General features: G+C 29.1%; 24 protein-coding genes. 14 read left to right on the forward strand and 10 right to left on the reverse strand.

The window, feature by feature from the left end; genetic code table 11:
* Positions 1–6 precede the first annotated feature (6 nt).
* On the forward strand, positions 7–744 hold the full coding sequence (locus tag AANAER_RS07070; RefSeq protein WP_164969332.1) for an MBL fold metallo-hydrolase: 738 nt from the start codon (positions 7–9) through the stop codon (positions 742–744).
* A 27-nt stretch (positions 745–771) separates the two neighbouring features.
* Here the strand turns inward: AANAER_RS07070 and trpB are convergent, their stop codons facing one another.
* Positions 772–1,989 (reverse strand): tryptophan synthase subunit beta, encoded by a 1,218-nt coding sequence (trpB, locus tag AANAER_RS07075; RefSeq protein ID WP_129081600.1) that lies wholly within the window; start codon positions 1,987–1,989, stop codon positions 772–774.
* Between the two features lie 21 nt (positions 1,990–2,010).
* Positions 2,011–3,138, reverse strand: coding sequence for a molecular chaperone DnaJ (gene dnaJ / locus AANAER_RS07080; RefSeq protein ID WP_129081601.1), 1,128 nt, complete (start codon positions 3,136–3,138; stop codon positions 2,011–2,013).
* A 71-nt stretch (positions 3,139–3,209) separates the two neighbouring features.
* Between dnaJ and recR the strand changes: the two genes are divergently transcribed.
* Genes recR through AANAER_RS07100 form a run of 4 tightly spaced genes read left to right on the forward strand, consistent with a single transcriptional unit; the run spans position 3,210 to position 6,443 of the window.
* A complete protein-coding gene (recR, locus tag AANAER_RS07085) occupies positions 3,210–3,782 on the forward strand; it encodes a recombination mediator RecR (protein ID WP_129081602.1) in 573 nt (190 codons plus the stop codon).
* 14 nt (positions 3,783–3,796) lie between these two features.
* Positions 3,797–3,970 (forward strand): hypothetical protein, encoded by a 174-nt coding sequence (locus tag AANAER_RS07090; RefSeq protein ID WP_044414932.1) that lies wholly within the window; start codon positions 3,797–3,799, stop codon positions 3,968–3,970.
* Positions 3,967–5,469, forward strand: coding sequence for a sensor histidine kinase (locus AANAER_RS07095; protein ID WP_129081603.1), 1,503 nt, complete (start codon positions 3,967–3,969; stop codon positions 5,467–5,469). The genes AANAER_RS07090 and AANAER_RS07095 overlap by 4 nt, the downstream gene beginning before the upstream one ends.
* A gap of 56 nt (positions 5,470–5,525) precedes the next feature.
* A complete protein-coding gene (locus AANAER_RS07100; RefSeq protein ID WP_044414928.1) occupies positions 5,526–6,443 on the forward strand; it encodes a dUTP diphosphatase in 918 nt (305 codons plus the stop codon).
* A gap of 32 nt (positions 6,444–6,475) precedes the next feature.
* Here AANAER_RS07100 and AANAER_RS07105 read toward each other — a convergent pair whose 3' ends face one another.
* Positions 6,476–7,639: a TsoY family (seleno)protein gene (locus tag AANAER_RS07105; protein WP_044414926.1), complete on the reverse strand. Its 1,164-nt coding sequence runs from the start codon at positions 7,637–7,639 to the stop codon at positions 6,476–6,478.
* 150 nt (positions 7,640–7,789) lie between these two features.
* Here AANAER_RS07105 and AANAER_RS07110 point away from each other — a divergent pair, with 150 nt between their 5' ends.
* Together AANAER_RS07110 and AANAER_RS07115 are read left to right on the forward strand one after the other, a co-directional pair.
* On the forward strand, positions 7,790–8,629 hold the full coding sequence (locus tag AANAER_RS07110) for a GGDEF domain-containing protein (protein ID WP_129081604.1): 840 nt from the start codon (positions 7,790–7,792) through the stop codon (positions 8,627–8,629).
* Entirely contained in the window at positions 8,616–9,917 is a 1,302-nt protein-coding gene (locus AANAER_RS07115; protein WP_129081605.1) for an HD-GYP domain-containing protein, read from the forward strand. Before AANAER_RS07110 ends, AANAER_RS07115 begins: the two co-directional genes overlap by 14 nt.
* 33 nt (positions 9,918–9,950) lie before the next feature.
* Here AANAER_RS07115 and AANAER_RS07120 read toward each other — a convergent pair whose 3' ends face one another.
* A complete protein-coding gene (locus tag AANAER_RS07120; protein WP_129081606.1) occupies positions 9,951–10,238 on the reverse strand; it encodes a c-type cytochrome in 288 nt (95 codons plus the stop codon).
* A 104-nt stretch (positions 10,239–10,342) separates the two neighbouring features.
* On the reverse strand, positions 10,343–11,380 hold the full coding sequence (locus AANAER_RS07125; RefSeq protein ID WP_129081607.1) for a PAS domain-containing sensor histidine kinase: 1,038 nt from the start codon (positions 11,378–11,380) through the stop codon (positions 10,343–10,345).
* 64 nt (positions 11,381–11,444) lie between these two features.
* On the opposite strand from AANAER_RS07125, the gene AANAER_RS07130 reads away from it, so the two are divergent.
* From AANAER_RS07130 to AANAER_RS14985, 3 genes are all read left to right on the forward strand, one after another.
* Positions 11,445–12,191: a response regulator transcription factor gene (locus AANAER_RS07130; RefSeq protein WP_044414923.1), complete on the forward strand. Its 747-nt coding sequence runs from the start codon at positions 11,445–11,447 to the stop codon at positions 12,189–12,191.
* Positions 12,192–12,277: 86 nt separating this feature from the next.
* Entirely contained in the window at positions 12,278–12,646 is a 369-nt protein-coding gene (locus AANAER_RS07135; RefSeq protein WP_052502496.1) for a response regulator, read from the forward strand.
* A gap of 13 nt (positions 12,647–12,659) precedes the next feature.
* Positions 12,660–12,836: a hypothetical protein gene (locus AANAER_RS14985; RefSeq protein WP_157840794.1), complete on the forward strand. Its 177-nt coding sequence runs from the start codon at positions 12,660–12,662 to the stop codon at positions 12,834–12,836.
* Positions 12,837–12,868: 32 nt separating this feature from the next.
* Here the strand turns inward: AANAER_RS14985 and AANAER_RS07140 are convergent, their stop codons facing one another.
* Positions 12,869–13,369, reverse strand: coding sequence for a gamma carbonic anhydrase family protein (locus tag AANAER_RS07140; protein ID WP_129081608.1), 501 nt, complete (start codon positions 13,367–13,369; stop codon positions 12,869–12,871).
* A gap of 105 nt (positions 13,370–13,474) precedes the next feature.
* Complete coding sequence (locus AANAER_RS07145) at positions 13,475–14,710, reverse strand: argininosuccinate synthase (RefSeq protein ID WP_044414920.1); 1,236 nt, start codon at positions 14,708–14,710, stop codon at positions 13,475–13,477.
* A gap of 67 nt (positions 14,711–14,777) precedes the next feature.
* Between AANAER_RS07145 and AANAER_RS07150 the strand changes: the two genes are divergently transcribed.
* From AANAER_RS07150 to lptB, 4 genes are read left to right on the forward strand one after another with little or no spacing between them, the layout of a single operon-like run.
* Entirely contained in the window at positions 14,778–15,023 is a 246-nt protein-coding gene (locus tag AANAER_RS07150) for a S4 domain-containing protein (protein WP_044414919.1), read from the forward strand.
* A gap of 10 nt (positions 15,024–15,033) precedes the next feature.
* Complete coding sequence (gene trpD / locus AANAER_RS07155) at positions 15,034–16,017, forward strand: anthranilate phosphoribosyltransferase (protein WP_129081609.1); 984 nt, start codon at positions 15,034–15,036, stop codon at positions 16,015–16,017.
* Between the two features lie 8 nt (positions 16,018–16,025).
* Positions 16,026–16,442, forward strand: a complete 417-nt coding sequence (gene tsaE, locus AANAER_RS07160; RefSeq protein ID WP_129081610.1) for a tRNA (adenosine(37)-N6)-threonylcarbamoyltransferase complex ATPase subunit type 1 TsaE — start codon at positions 16,026–16,028, stop codon at positions 16,440–16,442.
* Entirely contained in the window at positions 16,435–17,157 is a 723-nt protein-coding gene (gene lptB, locus AANAER_RS07165; protein ID WP_129081611.1) for an LPS export ABC transporter ATP-binding protein, read from the forward strand. The genes tsaE and lptB overlap by 8 nt, the downstream gene beginning before the upstream one ends.
* Here lptB and AANAER_RS07170 read toward each other — a convergent pair.
* From AANAER_RS07170 to AANAER_RS07180, 3 genes are read right to left on the reverse strand one after another with little or no spacing between them, the layout of a single operon-like run.
* Positions 17,147–18,457: a diguanylate cyclase gene (locus AANAER_RS07170; RefSeq protein ID WP_129081612.1), complete on the reverse strand. Its 1,311-nt coding sequence runs from the start codon at positions 18,455–18,457 to the stop codon at positions 17,147–17,149. The two genes, lptB and AANAER_RS07170, sit on opposite strands and share 11 nt — an antisense overlap.
* A gap of 54 nt (positions 18,458–18,511) precedes the next feature.
* Positions 18,512–19,237 (reverse strand): 3-deoxy-manno-octulosonate cytidylyltransferase, encoded by a 726-nt coding sequence (gene kdsB / locus AANAER_RS07175; protein ID WP_129081613.1) that lies wholly within the window; start codon positions 19,235–19,237, stop codon positions 18,512–18,514.
* Position 19,238: 1 nt separating this feature from the next.
* Positions 19,239–20,738 (reverse strand): PAS domain-containing sensor histidine kinase, encoded by a 1,500-nt coding sequence (locus AANAER_RS07180; protein WP_129081614.1) that lies wholly within the window; start codon positions 20,736–20,738, stop codon positions 19,239–19,241.
* Positions 20,739–20,789: the final 51 nt, after the last annotated feature.

A 20,789-nucleotide genomic window follows, 5' to 3' on the forward strand; every position in this document is an offset into this window, starting at 1 on the left:
AATATTTTGAAACTGAAATTTTTAGGCTCAGCTGATAGTGCAGGTATTCCCGTACATAACTGTAACTGTATAGTTTGTGAAAAATATAGAGAAGAAAAAAGAGTAAATCTTTCAACTTGTGCTTATTTAGAGTTAAATAAAAAAGTTATACTTTTAGATGCAGGAATAGATTCCATATCAAATATTTTTGATAAAAAGAGAATTAGTGCAGTTTTTCTAACACATTTTCATGCAGATCACTGTATGGGTTTGCTTAGACTTAGATACTCAAAAGATAGAATAAACTGTTATCATCCAAAAGATGAATATGGCTTTTCAGATCTTTTTAAACATAAACATTCAATAGTTTATACTCCTTTGGAAGATTTTCAAGAAATTATTATTGAAGGCATTAGTTTTACTGCTTTGCCTTTAAAACACTCAAAAAATTGTTACGGTTATTTTATAAAAAGTAAAACTGTACAGCTTGCATATTTAACGGACTGTTTTGAAATACCTCAAAAAACATTGGAGTTTTTATCTTCAAAAAAATTAGATGCAGTTTTTATCGATGCTTGTTATGATGAGAGTATAAAAAAAGGAAATCACCTGAATTATCTACAAGCAACAAAGATTTTAGATAAATTTGATGCAAAACAGAAATATTTAATGCATACTTCCCATACAACAAAAGAGTATATTGAAAAGAATAAAATTAGTTTAAAATATAGATATATAAAGGGAAATGAGAGTTTTCTATTTTAAAGATACAAATTTGTATCTTTAAATAGTTTAAAATTTTGCGTTAGGAATAGGGTAGTTTTCTACTACGAAATCTATATCTTTATCTCCTCTACCGCTTACATTTACTAAAATTGTTTTATCTTTTGCTAAAGTTTTTGCCAACTTCATTGCAAAAGCAACGGCATGAGCTGATTCAAGAGCAGGAATTATACCTTCAAGTTGAGAGAGTTTATAAAAAGCATCAACAGCCTCTTTATCATCACAAAGCCCGACTTTTGTTCTTCCAATATCTTTTAAATAAGCATGTTCAGGACCAACTGATGGATAATCAATTCCTGAACCAATAGAATACACAGGAGCAGGTTCTCCCTTTTCATCTTTTAGCATAATAGAATTAAAGCCGTGCATAACTCCCTCTTCTCCGTAAGTCAAGGTTGCAGAATGTTCACCTATTTTCTCTCCTCTTCCCATTGGTTCAACGCCGTATAGATTAACTTCTTTATCATCTATAAATGCAGAGAAAATTCCCATTGAATTTGAACCGCCACCTACGCAAGCTACTATATTGTCCGGCAAAGCACCGTTTTCATGTTCTGCAAACTGTTCTTTAGATTCAAATCCTACAATACTTTGAAAATCTCTTACCACCATTGGAAAAGGATGAGGACCAACTACTGAACCGATACAATAAATAGAGCTGTCTGCTTGAGAGATATAACTTTCAAAAGCTGAATCTACAGCCTCTTTTAAGGTTTTTAGTCCTTTTGTTGCGGGTATAACTTTTGCTCCTAAGATCTTCATTCTTACAACATTGGGATGCTCTTTTTTAATATCGACTTCACCCATATGAATTTCACATTCTAACCCAAAATAGGCTGCTGCAGTTGCAAGAGCAACGCCGTGTTGTCCTGCTCCTGTTTCAGCTATAACTTTTTTAAACCCCATATGTTTTGCCAAAATTACTTCAGCCATGCAGTGGTTTAGTTTATGGGCTCCCGAGTGATTTAGATCTTCTCTTTTTAGATAAATTTTTGCTCCGCCGCAGTATTCAGTCAGATTTTTTGCAAAAGATACGGGAGTAGGTCTTCCTTGGTAGTTTTTTCTTACATATTTAAGTTCTTCGATAAATTTAGGATCATTTTTCAAACTCTCATATGTTTGAGCAATTTTTTTGAAAGGCTCTTCTAAAACAGGAGGGATAAAAGAACCTCCAAATCTACCGAAATATCCGTTTTCATCTGGATGGTTCTTTAAATAATCAGACATTGATTCTCCCTTTTTATTATATTATTTAAACCAGCTTTTTACTTGTTCGAACATATTTTCAAAGCTTGATTCATGAGGTTTGCTTTCAACCCCGAAACTCTCTTGAAGTTTTTCTAAAAGCTCTTTTTGTTCATTGTTTATTTTTTTAGGATAGTTGATTTTTATTTGAACAATTAAGTCACCTTTTCCGTAACCTTGAACGGATTTAACACCTTCTCCTTCAAATTTAAACTGCTCTTTGTCTTTAGTTCCTGCTGGAATTTTAAGCTGCAATTCTCCTCTAAGACCTGGAATTTTAATAGATGCACCTAAAGCTACTTGAGTGAAGAAAATAGGAACTTCCAAATAGATATCATCACCGTGTCTTATAAAGTGAGAATCCTCTTTTACTTTGATTTGAAGATATAAATCTCCTTTTTGCCCGTTTGGTGCTATATTTCCTCTGTTTGAAACTCTGATTCTATTTCCGTCGTTTACACCTTCGGGAATATTTACTTCAAATTTATCTTTTTTCTCTTTATATCCTAAACCGTTACAAGTAGTACATTTATCTGTTACTGCTTGACCTGTACCGTTACAGTGAGGACAAGTTTGAGCAAAAGTCATAAAGCCTTGTCTCATATGAATTTGTCCTTGTCCTTGACAATGAGGACAAGTACTTAGTTTACCGCCTTTAGCTCCTGTTCCTTTACAATCGGGACAAGCATCTTTGTATGAGTATTTTATCTCTTTTTTTGTTCCGAATATTGCTTCATTGAATTCAACTTCAACTTCAACAATAATATCAAGATTGTAGTTATATGTTTTTCTCTCTCTTCTTGAACTTCCAGAGAAACCACCGAATCCGGAACCACCGAACATCTCTTCAAAAATTGAGCTTAAATCGTCAAATCCACCTGAGAATCCGCCGCCTTGACCGTGCCCTTCAAGTCCTGCTTTCCCGTATCTGTCGTAAATAGCTCTTTTTTCATCATCACTTAGTACCTGATAAGCTTCATTTACTGCCTTGAATTTCTCTTCAGCCTCTTTATCACCGGGGTTTTTATCAGGGTGATATTTCATTGCCATTTTTCTATAGGCTTTTTTTATTGCCCCTTTATCACTATCTTTAGTAACTTCTAATAATTCATAATAATCTATCTCAGTCAATTACTAACTCCTAAATCTATATTTTGGGCGATTTTATCTAAAAATTTATTAAGATTCGATATAATATTTTTATGAAGAGAGGTTTAGAAAAATTTTATGATTTAGTTGATGCCTTTGCTAGTTTACCGACTATAGGGAAAAAATCAGCATTAAGACTTGCATATCATATCGTGATGAATGATAATTATTCGGGAATGAAAATTTCACACAGTATTGAAAATGCTTTGAACAGTATTCAAAGATGTGTAAAATGCGGTTCTATGAGTGAACATGAAATATGTGAAGTCTGTCTTGATGAAACAAGGCAAAGAGAAAAAATGTGTATTGTTCAAAGTGCAAAAGATATTTTTATAATTGAAGACTCAAAACAGTTTGACGGGTTATATTTTGTTATTGAGGAGTTAGACCCTGATTCAATAGACAGATTATTGGCTTTTGTAAAAGAAAACCAAATAAAAGAGGCACTTTTCGCGATTACCCCGTCTTTGTCAAATGATGCATTTATTTTATATATTGAAGATAAATTAAAAGACCAAAATATAGTTTTTACAAAAATAGCACAAGGAGTGCCCACAGGTGTTAGTTTAGAAAATGTCGATATTTTATCTTTAGCAAAAGCTATTCAAAGCAAAGTCGATATTTAAAGGAAATTTCTTTTATGGAACAAAGAATTATTTGTCAAAAATGTAAATACTATTTTGTTACTTGGCAGCCTTCAAAACCTCACGGCTGCAAAGCTTACGGTTTTAAATCGAAGTTGATTCCTTCTCTTGTCGTGAAAAGAAGCAGCGGCAGAGATTGCTCTTTTTTTGAGTTGAAAAACAGTAAATGAGTAAAGAAAAATTAGAAAGTTCTAAAAAGCACTTTGATAAAAGAGGTGTTAATTTAGAACTTCTAAAAGCTTGGATATCAAATGAAAAAGTTTTAGATATCTTAAAAGTTCATAATATAAATTTGAATATATTTATAAAAGAGTATGCTCTAAATATTGTAAAATACCACCTTAATGTTATAAATAATCCAAAAATTAAAATTGATGATAAAAACTTAAAAAATTGTGTAATTTTTTTAAAGGATAATGATATCTCTTTAGATGAACTTTTTATAATTTTTAATCGTTTAAAAAGCTCTTTGATTGAGTATATCCCTTCTATAGAAAATTCAGATTTGAATCTTATAAAAGATATAAACTATATTTATGAAGAGAGTTTTCTTAAGATTTTAGAGATATATTCAAAATCTTTATCAAAAATAAAAAAACGACTGGTAAAAAAGAATGATCTTGTAGATAAATATGTAATTATGTCTAAAGTGGACAAAGAGGGGAATATAATTGATGTATCTCAGGCTTTTTGTGATATTTCGGGATATACAAAAGAGGAAATAATAGGAAAAAAATATCTTCTCTTAAAACATCCATCTTTTCCAAATGAAAAAATGAATGAACTTTGGGAAACCGTAAACAGCGGAAAAATCTGGCAAGGTGAGATAAAAAACCAAAAAAAAGACGGAACGGTTTATTGGGTTGAAGCTACTATTTCACCTGTTTTTGATGAAAACAAAGAGATTTTATATTTTGATTCCGTAAGACAAGATATAAGTTCAAAAAAAGAGTTTGAAGAACAGCAGGCAATTTTAATTGAACAATCAAAATCAGCTGCCATGGGAGAAATGATCTCAATGATAGCACATCAATGGAGACAACCCCTTCAAGCAGTATCCCTTTTAGTGCAAAAATTACCCTTATCAAAGTTAAAAGATGGATATATAGATGATGAACTTTTAGCTCAGGTTGAAAAAGATATAACTTCTCAATTGGAATATATGAGCAGTACAATAGACAATTTTAGAGATTTTTTTCTGCCTAATAAACCTAAAGAGAAAATTTTAGTAAATGAGCTTATTTCAAGAAGCATAGATTTTATATCTTTTATGTTAAAAAACAATTCAATACAGATTGAAGTAAATACAAAAGATGATGTTTTATTGTCTTGTTATGTAAATGAATTAATCCAAGTATTGATTAATATAATTAAAAATGCCGTAGATATACTTATTGAAAGAGATATAAAAAATAGAGAGATAAAGATTAATTCATACAAAGAAGACTCTTCTTTAATTATTACTATTGAAGATAACGCGGGAGGAATAAAAGAAGAGATAATAGATAAAGTTTTTAATCCCTATTTTTCGACAAAAGATAAAAAAAACGGAACAGGGCTTGGACTTTATATGAGTAAAACAATTGTCGAAAAACAGAGTCTTGGTTCTTTAAGTGTAGAAAATAGTCAAATAGGTGCAAAATTTAAAATAATTTTACCTATTTCATAAATAAAGTCATTTTTTAGTAAAATAAAGCCTTACTTGGTTAATTTAGGAGTTGCAGTTTGTTATATAAAGAGTTAAAAGATAGTATAAAAGCACTAGGATTTCCTTCAATTGAAGATTTCGTGCATTATATAGGAGTTACCCCTTCGGATATTTTGGAGTGGGAAGAAAAAGATGATGTCCCTTATATTGTTTCATTAATTATTCATCTATTAAAAGGGGATAAAGATTTACCTAATAATAAAACTTTAGATAATCTGGTTGAAGAGTGTCTGCCTTTGGCACAGCTTTTAGAAGAAGCATCTTCTTTCCCTCATAAACTAGAAGAGATGTTTTTACTTCAAAAAGAGTTAAATGATTCTACAAACGGAAAGAATTGGGAACTTGGAATCAATAAATACGGTAAAGAGATTAATTGGCTTAGATGTATCCATATGGAAGTTGCAGAGCTTATTGATTCTACACCGTGGAAACACTGGAAGAATATAAATGCTGAATCTGATATGAATAATATTCATGTAGAATTAGTAGATATTTGGCACTTTTTAATGTCATACATCTTGCAAGAAACAAATGTTCCTAAAGCTGTATCTTTGGTAAATACCCATTGTATTTATGAAGCATTGGAAGAGATTGATCCAAAAGCAATGGTTAAAGAAGCAGAAAAGTTATCTTATATTTCATTAGCAATAGAAACAGGAAATATGCCGACATTTAGCGGTGTTGAAAGATTTATTGATCAGTTTTTCAGATGTTGTAAAATTTCAGGTCTTTCATTTACTTGGCTTCAAAAACTTTATATCGGTAAAAATTGTTTAAATAAATTTAGACAAGACCACGGTTATAAAGAGGGAACTTATATTAAAGTTTGGAACAATGATGAAGACAATGTAGTTATGGTTTCTATTTTAGATAAGATGGAAAATGTAAGTTTTGATGAATTATATTCAAAACTTGAAGAGAGTTATCCCGCATAAATTTTAGTACAACCTCCAAAGAGGTTGTATCTTCACATATCAAATTTTGATTTTAAGATAAAGAATACTTTTGCTGTTTTAAATTGTACGAAAATAAACGGCAACATCAAAATAAAGTATGCTATTGAGTATTTTGCTACGATACCGTTTGCAACCAAACCTAAGTTTATAAAAAACATACCCATTACGAAAAATGCATCACCTGGGCAAATTAATGCAAAAGATACAGATGATTTAAAATCTTTTGAATAGATATATTTATCAAAATAACCGTTGTCTTTCATTACTTTATATCCTAAAATACCGAATATTATCTCTAAAGACAAGATTACGGATGTAAGAGTAAACAAAGAAGCACTGTTAAGAGGATGATTAAAGTGATGGTCTAAACCAAAAGATACTCTAACTGTCATAATACCAAGAATTGTTAATATAGGAAGAACAATCCACAATGAAGGAGAAGCCTCTAAAGAGATGCCTTGTTCAAACATATTTTTAAATCCCATTGTTATTTTAATAATTACAAGCAGAACTGAAAAAGAGGCAAAAAATAGTGCTCCAAAGATACCGATTGCATTTATAGTTAAATTGTGACTCATAGCTCCGGGAGCTGCAAAACCGACTGCAACCATAGATAAAGAGAAGATTGAAATCATTTGAGACAGATTATTGTTTTTTGTAAAATCAAAATCTCCTGTTGTCAATATTCTTGAAAAATATCTAAAACTTATTTTTAGTGCATAATAACCTGCTACGGCAAAACCGATAAGAGCAAAAGGAAACATATACTCAACTATAGACCAAAGATTTGGTACAAAAACTGCACCTAAAATAAAGCAGACATTAATTGTCATTGCATATGTTAATGGAATTGTCATTAATGTAATTTCGGCATTTGAGTTTACAAGTTCCTTATAAGCCTCGCTTTTTTTATATACATTAAACTGTTTTGTATTCCAAATCAGCAATTTAAAATGGAAAAAAGCAAATGCAATAATAAAGACTATAGCAAATGCAATAACAAAAGATAGCCATGTTCCTTTCATAAGTTCAGGAAATACATGGTTAAATGTCGGCATTGGTGTATCTTTATGGGGAACCAAAAACATAAGATACATAAAAAATGAGACAGAAAGCCCACCTGCACCCAATGATGACAGAAAACACATCGGGTTGAATTTTTCTCTTAATTGCATAATTATCCTTTATACTTTTTAAATAAGTCGAAATAATACATAAAGAAATATTAAATACCGATAAGTTTTTAATATAAGTTTTAATTATACTAAAAAATAAAAATATTCAATATTTATTTCCCTTATAGTAATTTATTGATATGATTTCATATGTACAAAATTTCAGTCGGAAAAGAACTTTTTAAAGATATATTATACAAAAAAATTACGGTTTTGGAAAAAGAGACCTCTTTATATTGGAAAAAAGAGTTACTTCAACCAATTATAGAAAAAGATAGAATTAAATATACAATCAAACAATTAGATAAAATATCTATAACAAACGGTTTAGGAGAAGATAAACCTCAATTGATTATTGAGTGTAAAAAGGTTGATTACTCTTTTAAAAACGATATTTTTGAGTTTTATTTGGGAAGAATTTATGAACAGAAAAATACGGATATACAAGAGGATTATAAAGATACGTTAATAGAACAATTAATGAGAGAAAAAGCTTTGTTAGAAGATAAAATGCAAAGAGATCATTTAACTGATGTTTTCAACAGAAGAAAAATGGAAGCTGATTTAAATATTTTCGTAAATCGAAATAATGCAAATATCTTATGTGCAGTTTTTATTGATGTAGACAGATTTAAAGGTATAAATGATAACTTCGGTCATGATACGGGAGATAAAGTTTTGGTTTATTTAGCAGATAAATTAAAAAAACATGCAACTCTTCTAAACGGTGAAGTTTATCGTTTCGGAGGGGAAGAGTTTGTTATTTTGTGTTTTATTGAAAAAAATAGAGTTTTAGAAAAAATCAATGCTTTAAGAGAGGATATAAAGTCTCAAAGAGTTTATCATCCTAAAAAAGATATATCAATTACGATAAGTGTAGGAGTTGCTTTTTTTGCAGAATCAAAATCAAAAGAGGATTTGATTAAAAAAGCAGATATCGGCGTTTATAAAGCCAAAGCAAAGGGAAGGGATACCGTTGAATTCGGATAAAAAAATTTTTGAAATTAGCCCAAATAATATAGTTAAATCATTTATTCTAAGGCTATTTTTTTCAATTGTCTTTTTAAGTGCATTAATCTCTTTTTTTATCTATTTTTATCAACAATCTACTTTTTATAATACTATTGCAGACAATATTGAATTTTATGTAAATAAAGAGTTAAGAGAAAATAAAATCAATGATAAAATTTTTGATAAACAAGTAGTAAAAGAGGATATCTCAACTTTTATACAAACTCTTAATTTCGTTTATATCAATATTTACAACAAAAAAAGAGAGTTGGTTTTTAATCTTATTTCTAAAGAGAAAAAAGATAAATATAAGATTATACAAAATAATCCTTCTTTATTTAAAAGTTACAGCAAATATATCGGCAAAGAGATGGGATATAATTTTATAAAAGTTGATGATAAAAACTATTTTATTCAAATATACTATCCCGTATATAAAGATAATATGCTTTTAGGTTTTATAGAAGGAGTATCCCTTGTAAACCTAAATATGGTAAAACATTTTGAAACTATAAAAAATACTACTATATTAATAGTTATTTTGGCAATTTTGCTTTTTGCTTTGATTATTTTTCCTTTAATATATATTGCATATAAACAGTTAAGTAAAAACAGAGTTGAACTTTTAAAGAGTAACCTTCAGATATTAAATGCTCTAGGAAATGCCGTTGCACTAAGAGATAGCGATACAAACGAACACAATTACAGAGTTACTATTTATTCCGTTAATTTAGCCCAAAAATTAGCTTTGGATAAAAACGAGATAAAAAAACTTATAAAAGGTGCATTTTTACATGATGTAGGAAAAATAGGGATAAGTGACAATATTTTATTAAAAAAGAATAAACTAAGTCTTGAAGAGTTTGAAATAATGAAAGGGCATGTTTTAAAAGGTATAGAAATCATCAAAAATAATGCTTGGCTGGAAGACAGTAAAGATGTAATACTTTATCACCATGAAAGATATAACGGAAGCGGCTATCCAAGAGGGGCGAAAAAAGAAGAGATTCCTATGGTTGCAAGAGTCTTTTCTATTATTGATGTTTTTGATGCTTTAACTTCAAAAAGACCGTATAAAGAAGCTTTTTCTTATAATGATAGTATTGAAATATTAAAAAAATACTCAGGAACATATTTTGAACCTGAGATATTAAAAGAGTTTTTAGAAATTTCTTCTGATTTATATAATGAAGTTAATATACAATCAAGTGAAGAATTAAAAAAAGAGTTAAGTAAAATTATTAAAAAATATTTTTTTAATAGTTAGGAGGTAAAAAGAGTAGGGTGAACCTATCTCTTTTTACTTAATAATAAAGTCAGCTATTTCTTTAATATCAGCTTCAGATAGTCCTGTTGCTTGGGGGGTCATTACCGCTTTCATTGCTCCACCGTAAGATCCGTCTTGATAACCTTTCATAGCTGCTATAAAATCAGCTTTAGACATATCTTTTATAATTTTAGATTTCCCTAATGCAACTTTTTCACCGTTTGTACCGTGACATTGTACACATTTTGTATAAAGTGCCGTTGCACTTGAAACTGACACTGTACATGCTACTAAAGTTATTGCCGTCAACATTTTTTTCATTCTTCTTCCTTTTTATAAAGTTAAATTATTTTAATATAAAAATTCTAATATATTCATTTAAATTTTAGTTAAACTACTAAAAAAGTGAATAATGATAATAAAAATTATTTAAATATTTTTATTTTAAAGCAGGCACCTCTGTTTTCGTTTCTTACGCTTATTTGACCTGAACAATGTTTTTCTAAGATGATTTTGCACATATAAAGTCCAAGCCCTGTTCCGTTTTTTTTATCTTTTGTCGAGAAATAGGGATTAAAAATTTTATTAATTATCTCTTCTTTTATTCCTCCTGCATTGTCACAGATTTCAATGCTTTGATATAATTGCGTATCTTTGTAGTTGATTGTGACAATAAACTCTTCTTCTTGTTTTTGTTCTTTAAAAGCATCTTTTGAATTATTAAAAATATTTAATATTACTTGCAAAAGTTCATTCTTAAAAGTATATATTTTAGGTAATTTAACCCTATTATTTTTGATTTTTATATTATTATTTTCAAATGCTTTTTCTATCATTTCCAAACTGTTTTCAACAACTTCATCTAAGCTTACTAACTCTTTCTCTTTTTTTGATTTAAAGAAGTTTCTAAAATCATCTATTGTAGTAGACATATATTGAAGATATTTGTCTATATCAGAGAGTTTTTTACTGAAAACTTCTTTTTCATATCTCTCCAAATTAATTCTAAACTTCAAATTTGAAGTTGCTGCTGCAATAGAAGCCAAAGGTTGTCTCCATTGATGGGCAATCATTGAAATCATCTCTCCCATGGCAGCCATTCTTGACTGCTCTAATAAAAGCATCTCTTTTTTCTTTAGTTCCGTTAGATTTTGAATAAAAACTAACTTATACCTATTTTCTTTTATTTTTAAATCTTTTATTTTAATAATTGCAGGAATAATTTGAGCATCTTTAGATACTAAAGATATCTCTTCATAAGTTTCACTGTTATACTCTAAATATTTTTTTTTGGTATTTGGAATTAAAATACCTGTTGCAAGTTTTCCTATTACATCCTCTTTTTTATCATAATTAAGAATATTTAACATTGCAATATTTATTTCTTCAATAAACCCGTCTTTTACAATCAAAATGCCCTCTATTGTGCTGTTTAAGAGTTCTTGAAAAAAAATCTTTTCCATCTTTTGCCTATTTTTAATATAATATTTTTATAGTATAATTGATTAATTCTTTTTTGGAGATAAAATGATAGATTATATATTGTTAGAAGAGTATGCAAAAGATATAAAAGTTTTATTTGTAGAAGATGATGAAAATATTATAAAAGAGACTTCTGAATTATTAAATCTGATTTTTTCTTATGTCGATATAGCAAGAGACGGAAAAGAGGGATTGGAAAAATATCTATCATTTAGAAGAGAAAATGAAAAATTTTATGATTTGGTAATAACTGATATTAAAATGCCGAATATGGATGGAATAGAGTTAGCTAAATTTATATATAAAGAGAACAAAAATCAACTTTTGATTGTTTTATCAGCTCACAGTGAAACAAAATATCTTTTAGAACTTGTAAATATAGGAATTTCTCATTTTATTACAAAACCTTTAAAATATGAAGAGTTTGTTCATGTTTTATATACAAAATTAAAAGAGTATTATAAAAAAAATCATAAAAATTTAAAAGAAATATCTGAAATAGTTAAAATTAATGAGGAGCTTACTTGGAATAAAAAAGAAAAAGAGCTGTATAGAAAAGATCAGCAAATAAAACTCACAAAAAAAGAGGTTCTTTTACTAGAAATACTTTTAAAATATTCCGAAAAAACACATACAGTTGAAGAAATTTTAAATTTTATTTGGGCAAATGAGATAAACAGTTCACCTGATATTTCAAATCTAAAAAATATTATTTCTAGGATGAGAAAAAAAGTTCCTGACTTAGAAATTGAGAATATATATGGGTTTGGTTATAGAATAAACTTAAAATAAAATATTATTTTAATACTATTGTGATATCATTCTAATACTATTTTGATACTATTGCGTAATATACTTCTATTAATAAGGAGTCTATTATGAAATTTAAAAATTTTACTATCCTTTATGTAGAAGATGAAAAAATAATACGTTCAAATGTTGAGAAATGTTTAAAATTTTTATTTAATGTACTTGTTGCAGAAGACGGAGAAGAGGGTCTTAAACTTTTTAATAGTAATAAAGTGGATCTTATTATAACAGATATTTATATGCCTGAAAAAGACGGAATATCAATGATAAGTGAGATAAAAGAGTCGAATCCTCAAATTCCATGTATTATTACATCTGCACATGAACCTAAAATACCTAAAGAGGCTTCATTTTTAGAGTCATGTAGATATATTAGTAAACCTTTTGATATAAAAGAGTTATTAAATGATAGTCTCAAAGCATTAGACATAGTCTGAAAGGATTTTAATTATGATTAAGAACATCACTTTTTTTGTTCTTTTTTCTTTATTGTTCTCTGGCTGTTTTGATAAAAATGTAACAGAAGAAGAGTGTTTAAGTAAAGGAATGATACTTAAAAAAGAGAAAGTTTTAAATTATAGAACAGGTAAATATGAAGAGAGATATTTTTGTGCTAAAAAAAGATAGTTTAAGCACAAAGTAATACTACTTTATGCTTTTTAACAATATTGATTTTTATACTCTACATAGTGTTGGGCATGAATTATAAGTTTATCAACATCCTCTTTTGTTAACTCTTTTACTACTTTTGCAGGACTTCCCATAATCAAACTTCTAGGTGGAAATTTTTTACCTGAAGTCACTAAAGAATTAGCTCCTACGATACTGCCTTCTGAGATTACTGCATCATCAAGTATAGTAGCACTCATACCTATTAGACAGTTATCTTCAATAGTACAACCGTGAAGCATTACTTTATGCCCTATGGTTACATTATCGCCTATAATTGTTTGGGTATGAACATCCGTGTGGATCATAGATAAATCTTGGATATTACTTTTTTTACCTACTCTTATTTTATTGATATCGGCTCTTAAAACACAGCCAAACCAGACAGAAGAGTCTTCTCCTATTTCTATATTTCCTATTAAGTCTGCACTTGGGGCTGCCCAGGCATTTTTGTCAAGTTTGGGATAAAATTCTTTAAATTTCAAAATCATAATAACTCCTTTTAAAAGAGTTATTGTAACTTTAAATGGTAGCATAAACGTAACATTAAAAGAAGGAGGGCTTAAATAAGATTAAGCCCTTGGTTAAGTAAAAGATTATTTTCTATTTTTCCCTGCAATTATAAATCTAAGAGCATTTAGTCTAATAAAACCTTCTGCATCTTTTTGATTATATACTTCGTCTTCTTCAAATGTAGAGTAAGCATCGTTATATAACGATTTAGAAGATTCTCTTCCTACAACAGTTACATTACCTTTGTATAATTTAAGTCTTACTGTTCCTTCTACATTCTCTTGAGTTTTATCAATAGCTGCTTGAAGCATCTCTCTTTCAGGTGAGAACCAATATCCTTGGTAGATAAGTTTTGCATACTTTGGCATAATCTCATCTTTTAAATGAGCAGCTTCTCTATCTAAACAAATAGATTCAATTGCTCTGTGAGCTTTTAGCATAATTGTTCCACCCGGAGTTTCATAACAACCTCTTGCTTTCATCCCCACATATCTGTTTTCAACAATATCAACTCTTCCTATTCCGTGTTTGTTTCCGTAATCATTAAGTTTTTTAAGAAGTGTTGCAGGAGATAACTCTTCATCGTTTATTGAAACAGGGTCTCCGTTTTTATAACCGATTGTAATATATTCTGCTTTATCAGGAGCTTCTTCAGGAGAGTTTGTCCATAACCACATTGACTCTTCAGGTTCATTATTCGGATCTTCTAAATGTAACCCTTCATATGAAATATGTAAAAGATTTGCATCCATAGAGTAAGGACTTACTTTTGGATTACCGTTTTCATCCATATGTTTTTTAGAGATTTCAATTCCGTTTTTCTTAGCATATGCCAAAAGTTTTTCTCTTGAATTTAAATCCCACTCTCTCCATGGAGCAATAACCGTAATATCAGGATTTAATCCCAAATATCCAAGTTCAAATCTAACTTGGTCGTTTCCTTTTCCTGTTGCTCCGTGAGCTACTGCATCAGCTCCTGTTTGTTTTGCAATTTCAACTTGTTTTTTTGCAATAAGAGGTCTTGCAATAGAAGTACCTAAAAGATATTCACCTTCATAAATTGCATTTGCTCTAAACATAGGGAATACATAATCTTTTACAAACTCTTCTTTTATATCTAAAATAAAAATATTTTCCGGTTTTATTCCGCAGTTAAGTGCTTTTTTTCTTGCCGGTTCAACTTCTTCGCCTTGACCTAAATCAGCAGTGAAAGTAACAACTTCTGCATTATATTCATCTTGAAGCCATTTTAAAATAATTGAAGTATCAAGCCCACCACTGTATGCTAATACAACTTTTTTTACATCTTTTTTATTCATAATTCAAATTCCTATGATAAGCGATTTTAGGCAAATATTTTATCAAAAGTTAGCTATAATCTTGATTATGAGATGTGATAAATTTTTAAATGCGGTAAATATAACAAAAAGAAGGGCAGTTGCTGAAGATATGCTTGAGCATAAAGTAGTTTTTATAAACGGTGTTGCAGCTAAAAAATCAAAAGAGGTAAAAGTAGGAGATATAATTGAAATAAGATACCTTGAAAAGATAGATAGATTTAAAGTATTGCAGATTCCTGTTACTAAGTCTACGCCAAAATCAAAAATGGCAGAATATGTTGAGATTATATAAGGATAAATAGATGTTTAATAAAGCAAAAATGAAATTTGACGATATATTTGAAAATAAACTTCCTGAAGAAGAAGTTAGAGAATATTTAATCGAATTATATGAAAGAGGAGAAACAGCAGCTGAAATAGCAGCAGCGGCAAGTGCTATGAGAGATCATATGATTCCTCTTCCTTTAAATTATGAACTTAAATCTCAAGCAATCGACGTAGTAGGAACAGGTGGAGATAAAAGTTACAGTTTTAATATTTCAAGTACTTCTTCAATTCTTTTGGCTGCGTGCGGTTCTTATGTTGCAAAACACGGAAATAGAAGTATCACTAGTAAAAGCGGAAGTGCAGATATGCTTGAAGCTTTAGGAATAAACTTATCTTTATCTATTCCTTCTCAAGTTAAGATGCTGGAAGATACAGGTTTCTGTTTTATGTTTGCGGCTAATCATCATCCTGCTATGAAATATATAATGCCTATTAGAAAATCAATTCCCCACAGAACGATTTTTAATATTTTAGGACCTTTGTCAAATCCGGCTTCCGTATCAAAACAGTTAATAGGAGTTTTTGATAAAGCTTATATAAACAGATTGGCAACGGCATTAGAAATGCTGGAATCAAAAAAAGCGATTGTTGTTTCGGCAAATGACGGAATGGATGAAATCTCTATTTCAGATATCTCTTATGCAACATTATTAAATAACGGAAAAATCGAAGATTTTATAATAGATCCCCAAGAATACGGTTTTAAATTAGCTTCTAAAGCTGATATTGTAGGCGGGGACGGTAAAGAAAATGCAAAAATAACAAAAGCTATTTTGTTTGATGAATTAGACGGACCCAAGCTTGATGTTATTTTATTAAATACAGCGGCTGCTTTGATTGTTGATGATAAAGCAAGAGATATGAAAGAGGGAATTGAAATAGCAAGAGAAGCTATAAAAAGTAAAAAAGCAAAACAAAAAGTAGAAGAGTTAATAAAAGTCTCTTCTTTGTTAAAATAGGACACTAATTGAAATTTTTATTAAAATTAGATGAAATAGACAGCCTTGTAGAAGAGTTAAAAACTATATTGAAAAAATATAAAAACAATTGTATCGTAATTTTAAGAGGTGATTTAGCGAGCGGAAAAACAACCTTTGTAAAAAAATTCGTAAACTCTTTGGGAATAGATGAATTAGTTACTTCTCCTACTTTTTCCGTGCAATCTATTTATTCTAATACTATATTTCATTATGATATTTACAATAAAAGTTTAAAAGAGTTTATCTCGCTTGGTTTATTAGAAGAGTTTGACAAAGATGGTATACACTTTGTAGAGTGGGGTGATGAAAAGATGGAAGAGCTGTTAAAATCATATGGTTTTAACGTAATAGTTCTAAAAATAGAAAAAAAAGATGATAAAAGGCTATACTTATTAAATGAATAAATTAACAGTAGAAAATATAACAAAAAGTATTAAAAAGACTCAAATATTACATGGAATCTCTTTAGAGATAAGTTCAGGAGAAATTGTAGGATTATTAGGTCCAAACGGAGCAGGTAAAACTACAACCTTTTATACGGTTTGCGGATTAGTTATTCCAAGCAGCGGTAATATCTTTTTTGATGATGAAAATATTACAACTCTTCCTTTACATAAAAGAGCTTTAAAAGGAATTGGATATTTACCTCAAGAATCTTCTATCTTTAAAGATTTATCCGTAGAAGAAAACTTGATGTTAGCTGCACAAATTGTTACAAAAGATAAAACAGATCAGCATAAAAGAGTTGAAGAACTTCTTGAAATATTTAATATTGAACCTATTAGAAAAAGAAAAGGTATCTCTTTATCAGGTGGAGAGAGAAGAAGAACGGAAATAGCAAGAGCTTTGGTATCTAGACCGAAATTTTTACTTCTTGATGAACCTTTTGCCGGAGTTGATCCTATTGCCGTTAAAGATATTCAGGAAATTATACATGAATTAACAAAAATCGGAATAGGTGTTTTAATTACCGATCATAATGTAAGGGAGACTTTGGAAATCTGTGACAGAGCTTATGTTATGAAAAACGGGGCTCTTTTGGCTTCTGGAAATGCAGATGAAATAAAAAGTGACGGAAGTGTAAGAGAACACTATTTAGGAGAAAGCTTTAATTTTTAGTAATAACTAAATCTTCTCTTCTTCTTTTAGCTTGTTCTAAAGACTCTTCTACTCTTTTTAAAATTGAAATATCATCATCGTCTTTTTCCAATCTTGATATTCCAAAATTTGTTACTATTTTCATATTTTGAAATTTATACTCTTTTATGGCAGCTCTTATTTTTTCACAAACTCTTTTAGCCCCTTGGAAATTTGTCTGAGGAAGCAGAACTAAAAACTCCTCAAAAGCCCATCTTACAACTATATCATGCTCTCTTACATTATCCATTACTATTTGTGCGATACTTCTTAAAACTTCATCGCTTTGTTTTCCGTATTCTTCTTGTAAATCAATAAATTTATCAATATTGAATATTATAATAGTGAGTTCATTTTCATATCTTTTATCTCTTTTAATCTCTTTAGAGAAGATATCATTAAATTTCTCTCTGTTGAAAAGTCCGGTTGTCTGGTCGTGAGAAGCTTGATATTCAAGAAGATTTGCTTTCTCTTTTAATGAGGTAATATCCGTAAATGAGACGACAAAATGCTCTTTTTTATGTTCATAATCATCTATATTTACTATAAAGATCTTATCTTCACCTTTTGCATTTTCCATTTTTACGACTCTATCGGCTTCTGTGAGTTTTTGAATATCCAAAAGCCAATGATTGTTAGATTGTAATATCGCTTTATTAAAAAATCTTTTATCAACTTTAAACTGATCGATAATAGATTTTTTCTTTTCTAAAAATTCTACATAAGACTTTACACCGAAAAATTCTAAAAATTTGTTATTTACTTCAATTATTTCCGTAAGGCTGGTTAAAAAAACTATATTATCTTGTGCGTCAAGAAGAAGTTTGGTTTGTTTTGATATCTCATCAACTCTGTTCTCTAAATTTTTTGTTATCGTATCTAATCTTTTCTTTAAAAAAATCGGTTCAACAGCCTTTATCATACTATCTATTAAATGGTATAGATCAATAGGTTTCATGGCATATGAACTTACATTTACGTCAATTGCTTCTTTTAAAAAATCAGGGTCGCTATGGGCTGTTGTTATAACGATAGGAATCTCTTTATTAGTTTTTCTTATCTCTTTGCACATTTCCAATCCGCCCATTTTGGGCATATTTATATCCGTTAAAATAAGATTTATATCTTGGTTGTCATAATATTTTTCCAAGCCGTCTTTCCCGTTTTTTGCGGGTATTACTTGATTTACTATATTATTTATGGTTTTTGTCGTAAATTCTCGAACCTCTTCTTCATCTTCCACATATAAAACATTAATATCTTTTAAAATTTCTTTATTCATTTCTTTTCAACAAACCTTTTAAAATGGATAATTTTTTATTATATCATAAAAGTTTTATTTTACAAAAATTTTTAAAGCATTTTTTAAATCTTCTTCCGTGTCTATACCGAAAGATTTAGATTCGACTTCTACCATTGCAATTTTATGACCGTTTTCAATAGCTCTTAGTTGTTCTAGTTTTTCAATTTTTTCAAGTTTTGAACTCTTTAATTTACAAAACTCATTTAATGTTTTTTTCGTAAACCCATATATTCCTAGATGACCGTAATATGATGAATTTTCATAATGATCTCTGTGATATGGGACTTTTGCTCTTGAAAAATATATTGCGTTTGAAAATTTATCTAATACAACTTTTACAAGATTGGGATCATCTGCCAAATCTGAACTGATTTTTTTATAGCAGCTTACGATCATGATATCTTCTTTATTCTCTTTTGCCTCTTTTACTCTGTTTATTGCCGCTTTTATGACCTCTTGTTCAATAAAAGGTTCATCTGCCTGAACATTTACGATTACTTCATCCTCTTTTAAATTTAAAAGAGTTGAAGCCTCATTTATTCTGTCTGTTCCGCTTTGATGTTCACTTGAGGTCATAACTGCTTTAAAGCCGTACTCTTTTGCTAATTCAACTACTTTTTTTGAATCTGTAGCAATTATAACATCATCTAAAGATTCAACTTGTTTAGCTGTTCTTATTACCATAGGTAAACCTAAAATATCGGCTAATATTTTATTTTCAAATCTGCTAGAATTTAGTCTTGCAGGTATAATTATCATTTTAATTTCCTTCTTTTTTGGGTATTGAGATTTTAATAGTTGCCCCTTTTGAGTTATTAAACGCAGTAATAACACCTTGAAGCTGTATATTTATTATAAGTTTACTTGTATAAAGACCTAAGCCAACACCATGTTTTTTCTCTTTTGTGGAAAAATAGGGTTCAAATATCTTATGCAAAATATTTTCATCTATACCTCTTGCATTATCTTTTATCTCAAAAATGATTTTATCTTCATTATGATATTGAATAATTGAAATAGAACCTTTTTCTATCTCTTCTTTTTCTAATTGTTCTTTTGCATTTTCAATAACATTGACTAAAACCAGGATAATCTCATTTTTAAGAGTATAAAAGCTGAAATCTTTGTCATATTCGATTTTTACGGTTATAAAATTGTTTTTATCTTTTAAAGCGATATTAACGGCATTGTCGATTATCTCTTTTGGATTTACCAACTCTTCTTTTGCCTCTTTTCTTAGAAAATGTTGAAAATCCTCTATGGTTTTTGAAAGGTTGCTTGCTTCATCTTTTATTTTTTCCAAAGAAGATATAGCCTCTTTTGGATCTAACTCTTCATTTAAAGTATAATCGATTTCTAATTTTTGTGCTTGTAAAGAGATTAGGTTTAAAGGTTGTCTCCATTCATGGGATAGTCTTTTTAATGTCTCCGTCATAATAGAGAGTTTTGATTGCTGAACCAAAAGATTGTTTTTCTCTAACAACTCTTCTTGGGCTTTTTTTATCTGTGCTTGAAGAATTGAAGATTCATCGTTTAAATTTATTTCGTTTGTTATATCAAATATTAAAGAGGTATATCCGATAACATCTCCATATTTGTTATACATAGGCTTTATTTTAAAACTTACCCAAAAAGGAGTTTTATCTCTTTTTACTGTTTTAAGTCTACTGCTGTACTCTTGCAGATTTTCCAAAGTATTATCAATATTTTTAAAAACAATATTATTTGTATCTTTATGAACTAAAGTCTTAAAAGAGCTTCCGATAATTTCCTCTTTTTTATATAAAAAGAGTTTCAAAAAAGCACTGCTTACTTTGGTAATATACCCATGCAGATCCATATGCATAGTTGCAACATAATCATCTAAAATCTCATCATCCGAAAATTGTGTCGTAATATCTTTTATATTTATTACAAAAAGAGGTTTGTCCAGCATTGTTGAAATTGTTGTTTTTAAGTAGACTTTTTCTTTATCTTTTCTTATACAAATAACGTCTATTTCCGCTTTGTATTTTCTTTTTGAATCTTCAATCTTTAAAAGGTTTAAAAAAGGAGTTTTATATTCATCTTTCATAAAAGAGGTGAAGTTTTTATTAAGCAGTTCCTCTTTTAAAAAACCTAATATAGGCATAAAGGCACTGTTTACATAAATTAGTTTTGTAGATTTGTCAATAATTCCTATACCATCCCAAGAATTATTTATAATCTCTTGTAACTCTTGATTACTTTTTTTTAATTTTTCAATATCTTCTAAAGACAATACGAAACCTTGTTTTTAAGTCATATTATTATATTATAAAATCTTTAAAGA

Source organism: Halarcobacter anaerophilus (assembly GCF_006459125.1).
GTDB classification, from domain to species: Bacteria; Campylobacterota; Campylobacteria; order Campylobacterales; family Arcobacteraceae; genus Halarcobacter; species Halarcobacter anaerophilus.

Bases quoted from the DNA above. Each gene is read 5' to 3' on its own strand.
- AANAER_RS07135 (WP_052502496.1), top strand. From the start codon at position 12,278: ATGAAATTTAAAAATTTTACTATCCTTTATGTAGAAGATGAAAAAATA.
- kdsB (WP_129081613.1), bottom strand. From the start codon at position 19,237: ATGATAATTATACCTGCAAGACTAAATTCTAGCAGATTTGAAAATAAA.
- AANAER_RS07095 (WP_129081603.1), top strand. From the start codon at position 3,967: ATGAGTAAAGAAAAATTAGAAAGTTCTAAAAAGCACTTTGATAAAAGA.
- AANAER_RS07130 (WP_044414923.1), top strand. From the start codon at position 11,445: ATGATAGATTATATATTGTTAGAAGAGTATGCAAAAGATATAAAAGTT.
- AANAER_RS07145 (WP_044414920.1), bottom strand. From the start codon at position 14,710: ATGAATAAAAAAGATGTAAAAAAAGTTGTATTAGCATACAGTGGTGGG.
- AANAER_RS07170 (WP_129081612.1), bottom strand. From the start codon at position 18,457: ATGAATAAAGAAATTTTAAAAGATATTAATGTTTTATATGTGGAAGAT.
- trpD (WP_129081609.1), top strand. From the start codon at position 15,034: ATGTTTAATAAAGCAAAAATGAAATTTGACGATATATTTGAAAATAAA.
- AANAER_RS07110 (WP_129081604.1), top strand. From the start codon at position 7,790: ATGTACAAAATTTCAGTCGGAAAAGAACTTTTTAAAGATATATTATAC.
- AANAER_RS14985 (WP_157840794.1), top strand. From the start codon at position 12,660: ATGATTAAGAACATCACTTTTTTTGTTCTTTTTTCTTTATTGTTCTCT.
- AANAER_RS07125 (WP_129081607.1), bottom strand. From the start codon at position 11,380: ATGGAAAAGATTTTTTTTCAAGAACTCTTAAACAGCACAATAGAGGGC.
- AANAER_RS07140 (WP_129081608.1), bottom strand. From the start codon at position 13,369: ATGATTTTGAAATTTAAAGAATTTTATCCCAAACTTGACAAAAATGCC.
- AANAER_RS07150 (WP_044414919.1), top strand. From the start codon at position 14,778: ATGAGATGTGATAAATTTTTAAATGCGGTAAATATAACAAAAAGAAGG.
- AANAER_RS07090 (WP_044414932.1), top strand. From the start codon at position 3,797: ATGGAACAAAGAATTATTTGTCAAAAATGTAAATACTATTTTGTTACT.
- AANAER_RS07105 (WP_044414926.1), bottom strand. From the start codon at position 7,639: ATGCAATTAAGAGAAAAATTCAACCCGATGTGTTTTCTGTCATCATTG.
- recR (WP_129081602.1), top strand. From the start codon at position 3,210: ATGAAGAGAGGTTTAGAAAAATTTTATGATTTAGTTGATGCCTTTGCT.
- trpB (WP_129081600.1), bottom strand. From the start codon at position 1,989: ATGTCTGATTATTTAAAGAACCATCCAGATGAAAACGGATATTTCGGT.
- lptB (WP_129081611.1), top strand. From the start codon at position 16,435: ATGAATAAATTAACAGTAGAAAATATAACAAAAAGTATTAAAAAGACT.
- AANAER_RS07120 (WP_129081606.1), bottom strand. From the start codon at position 10,238: ATGAAAAAAATGTTGACGGCAATAACTTTAGTAGCATGTACAGTGTCA.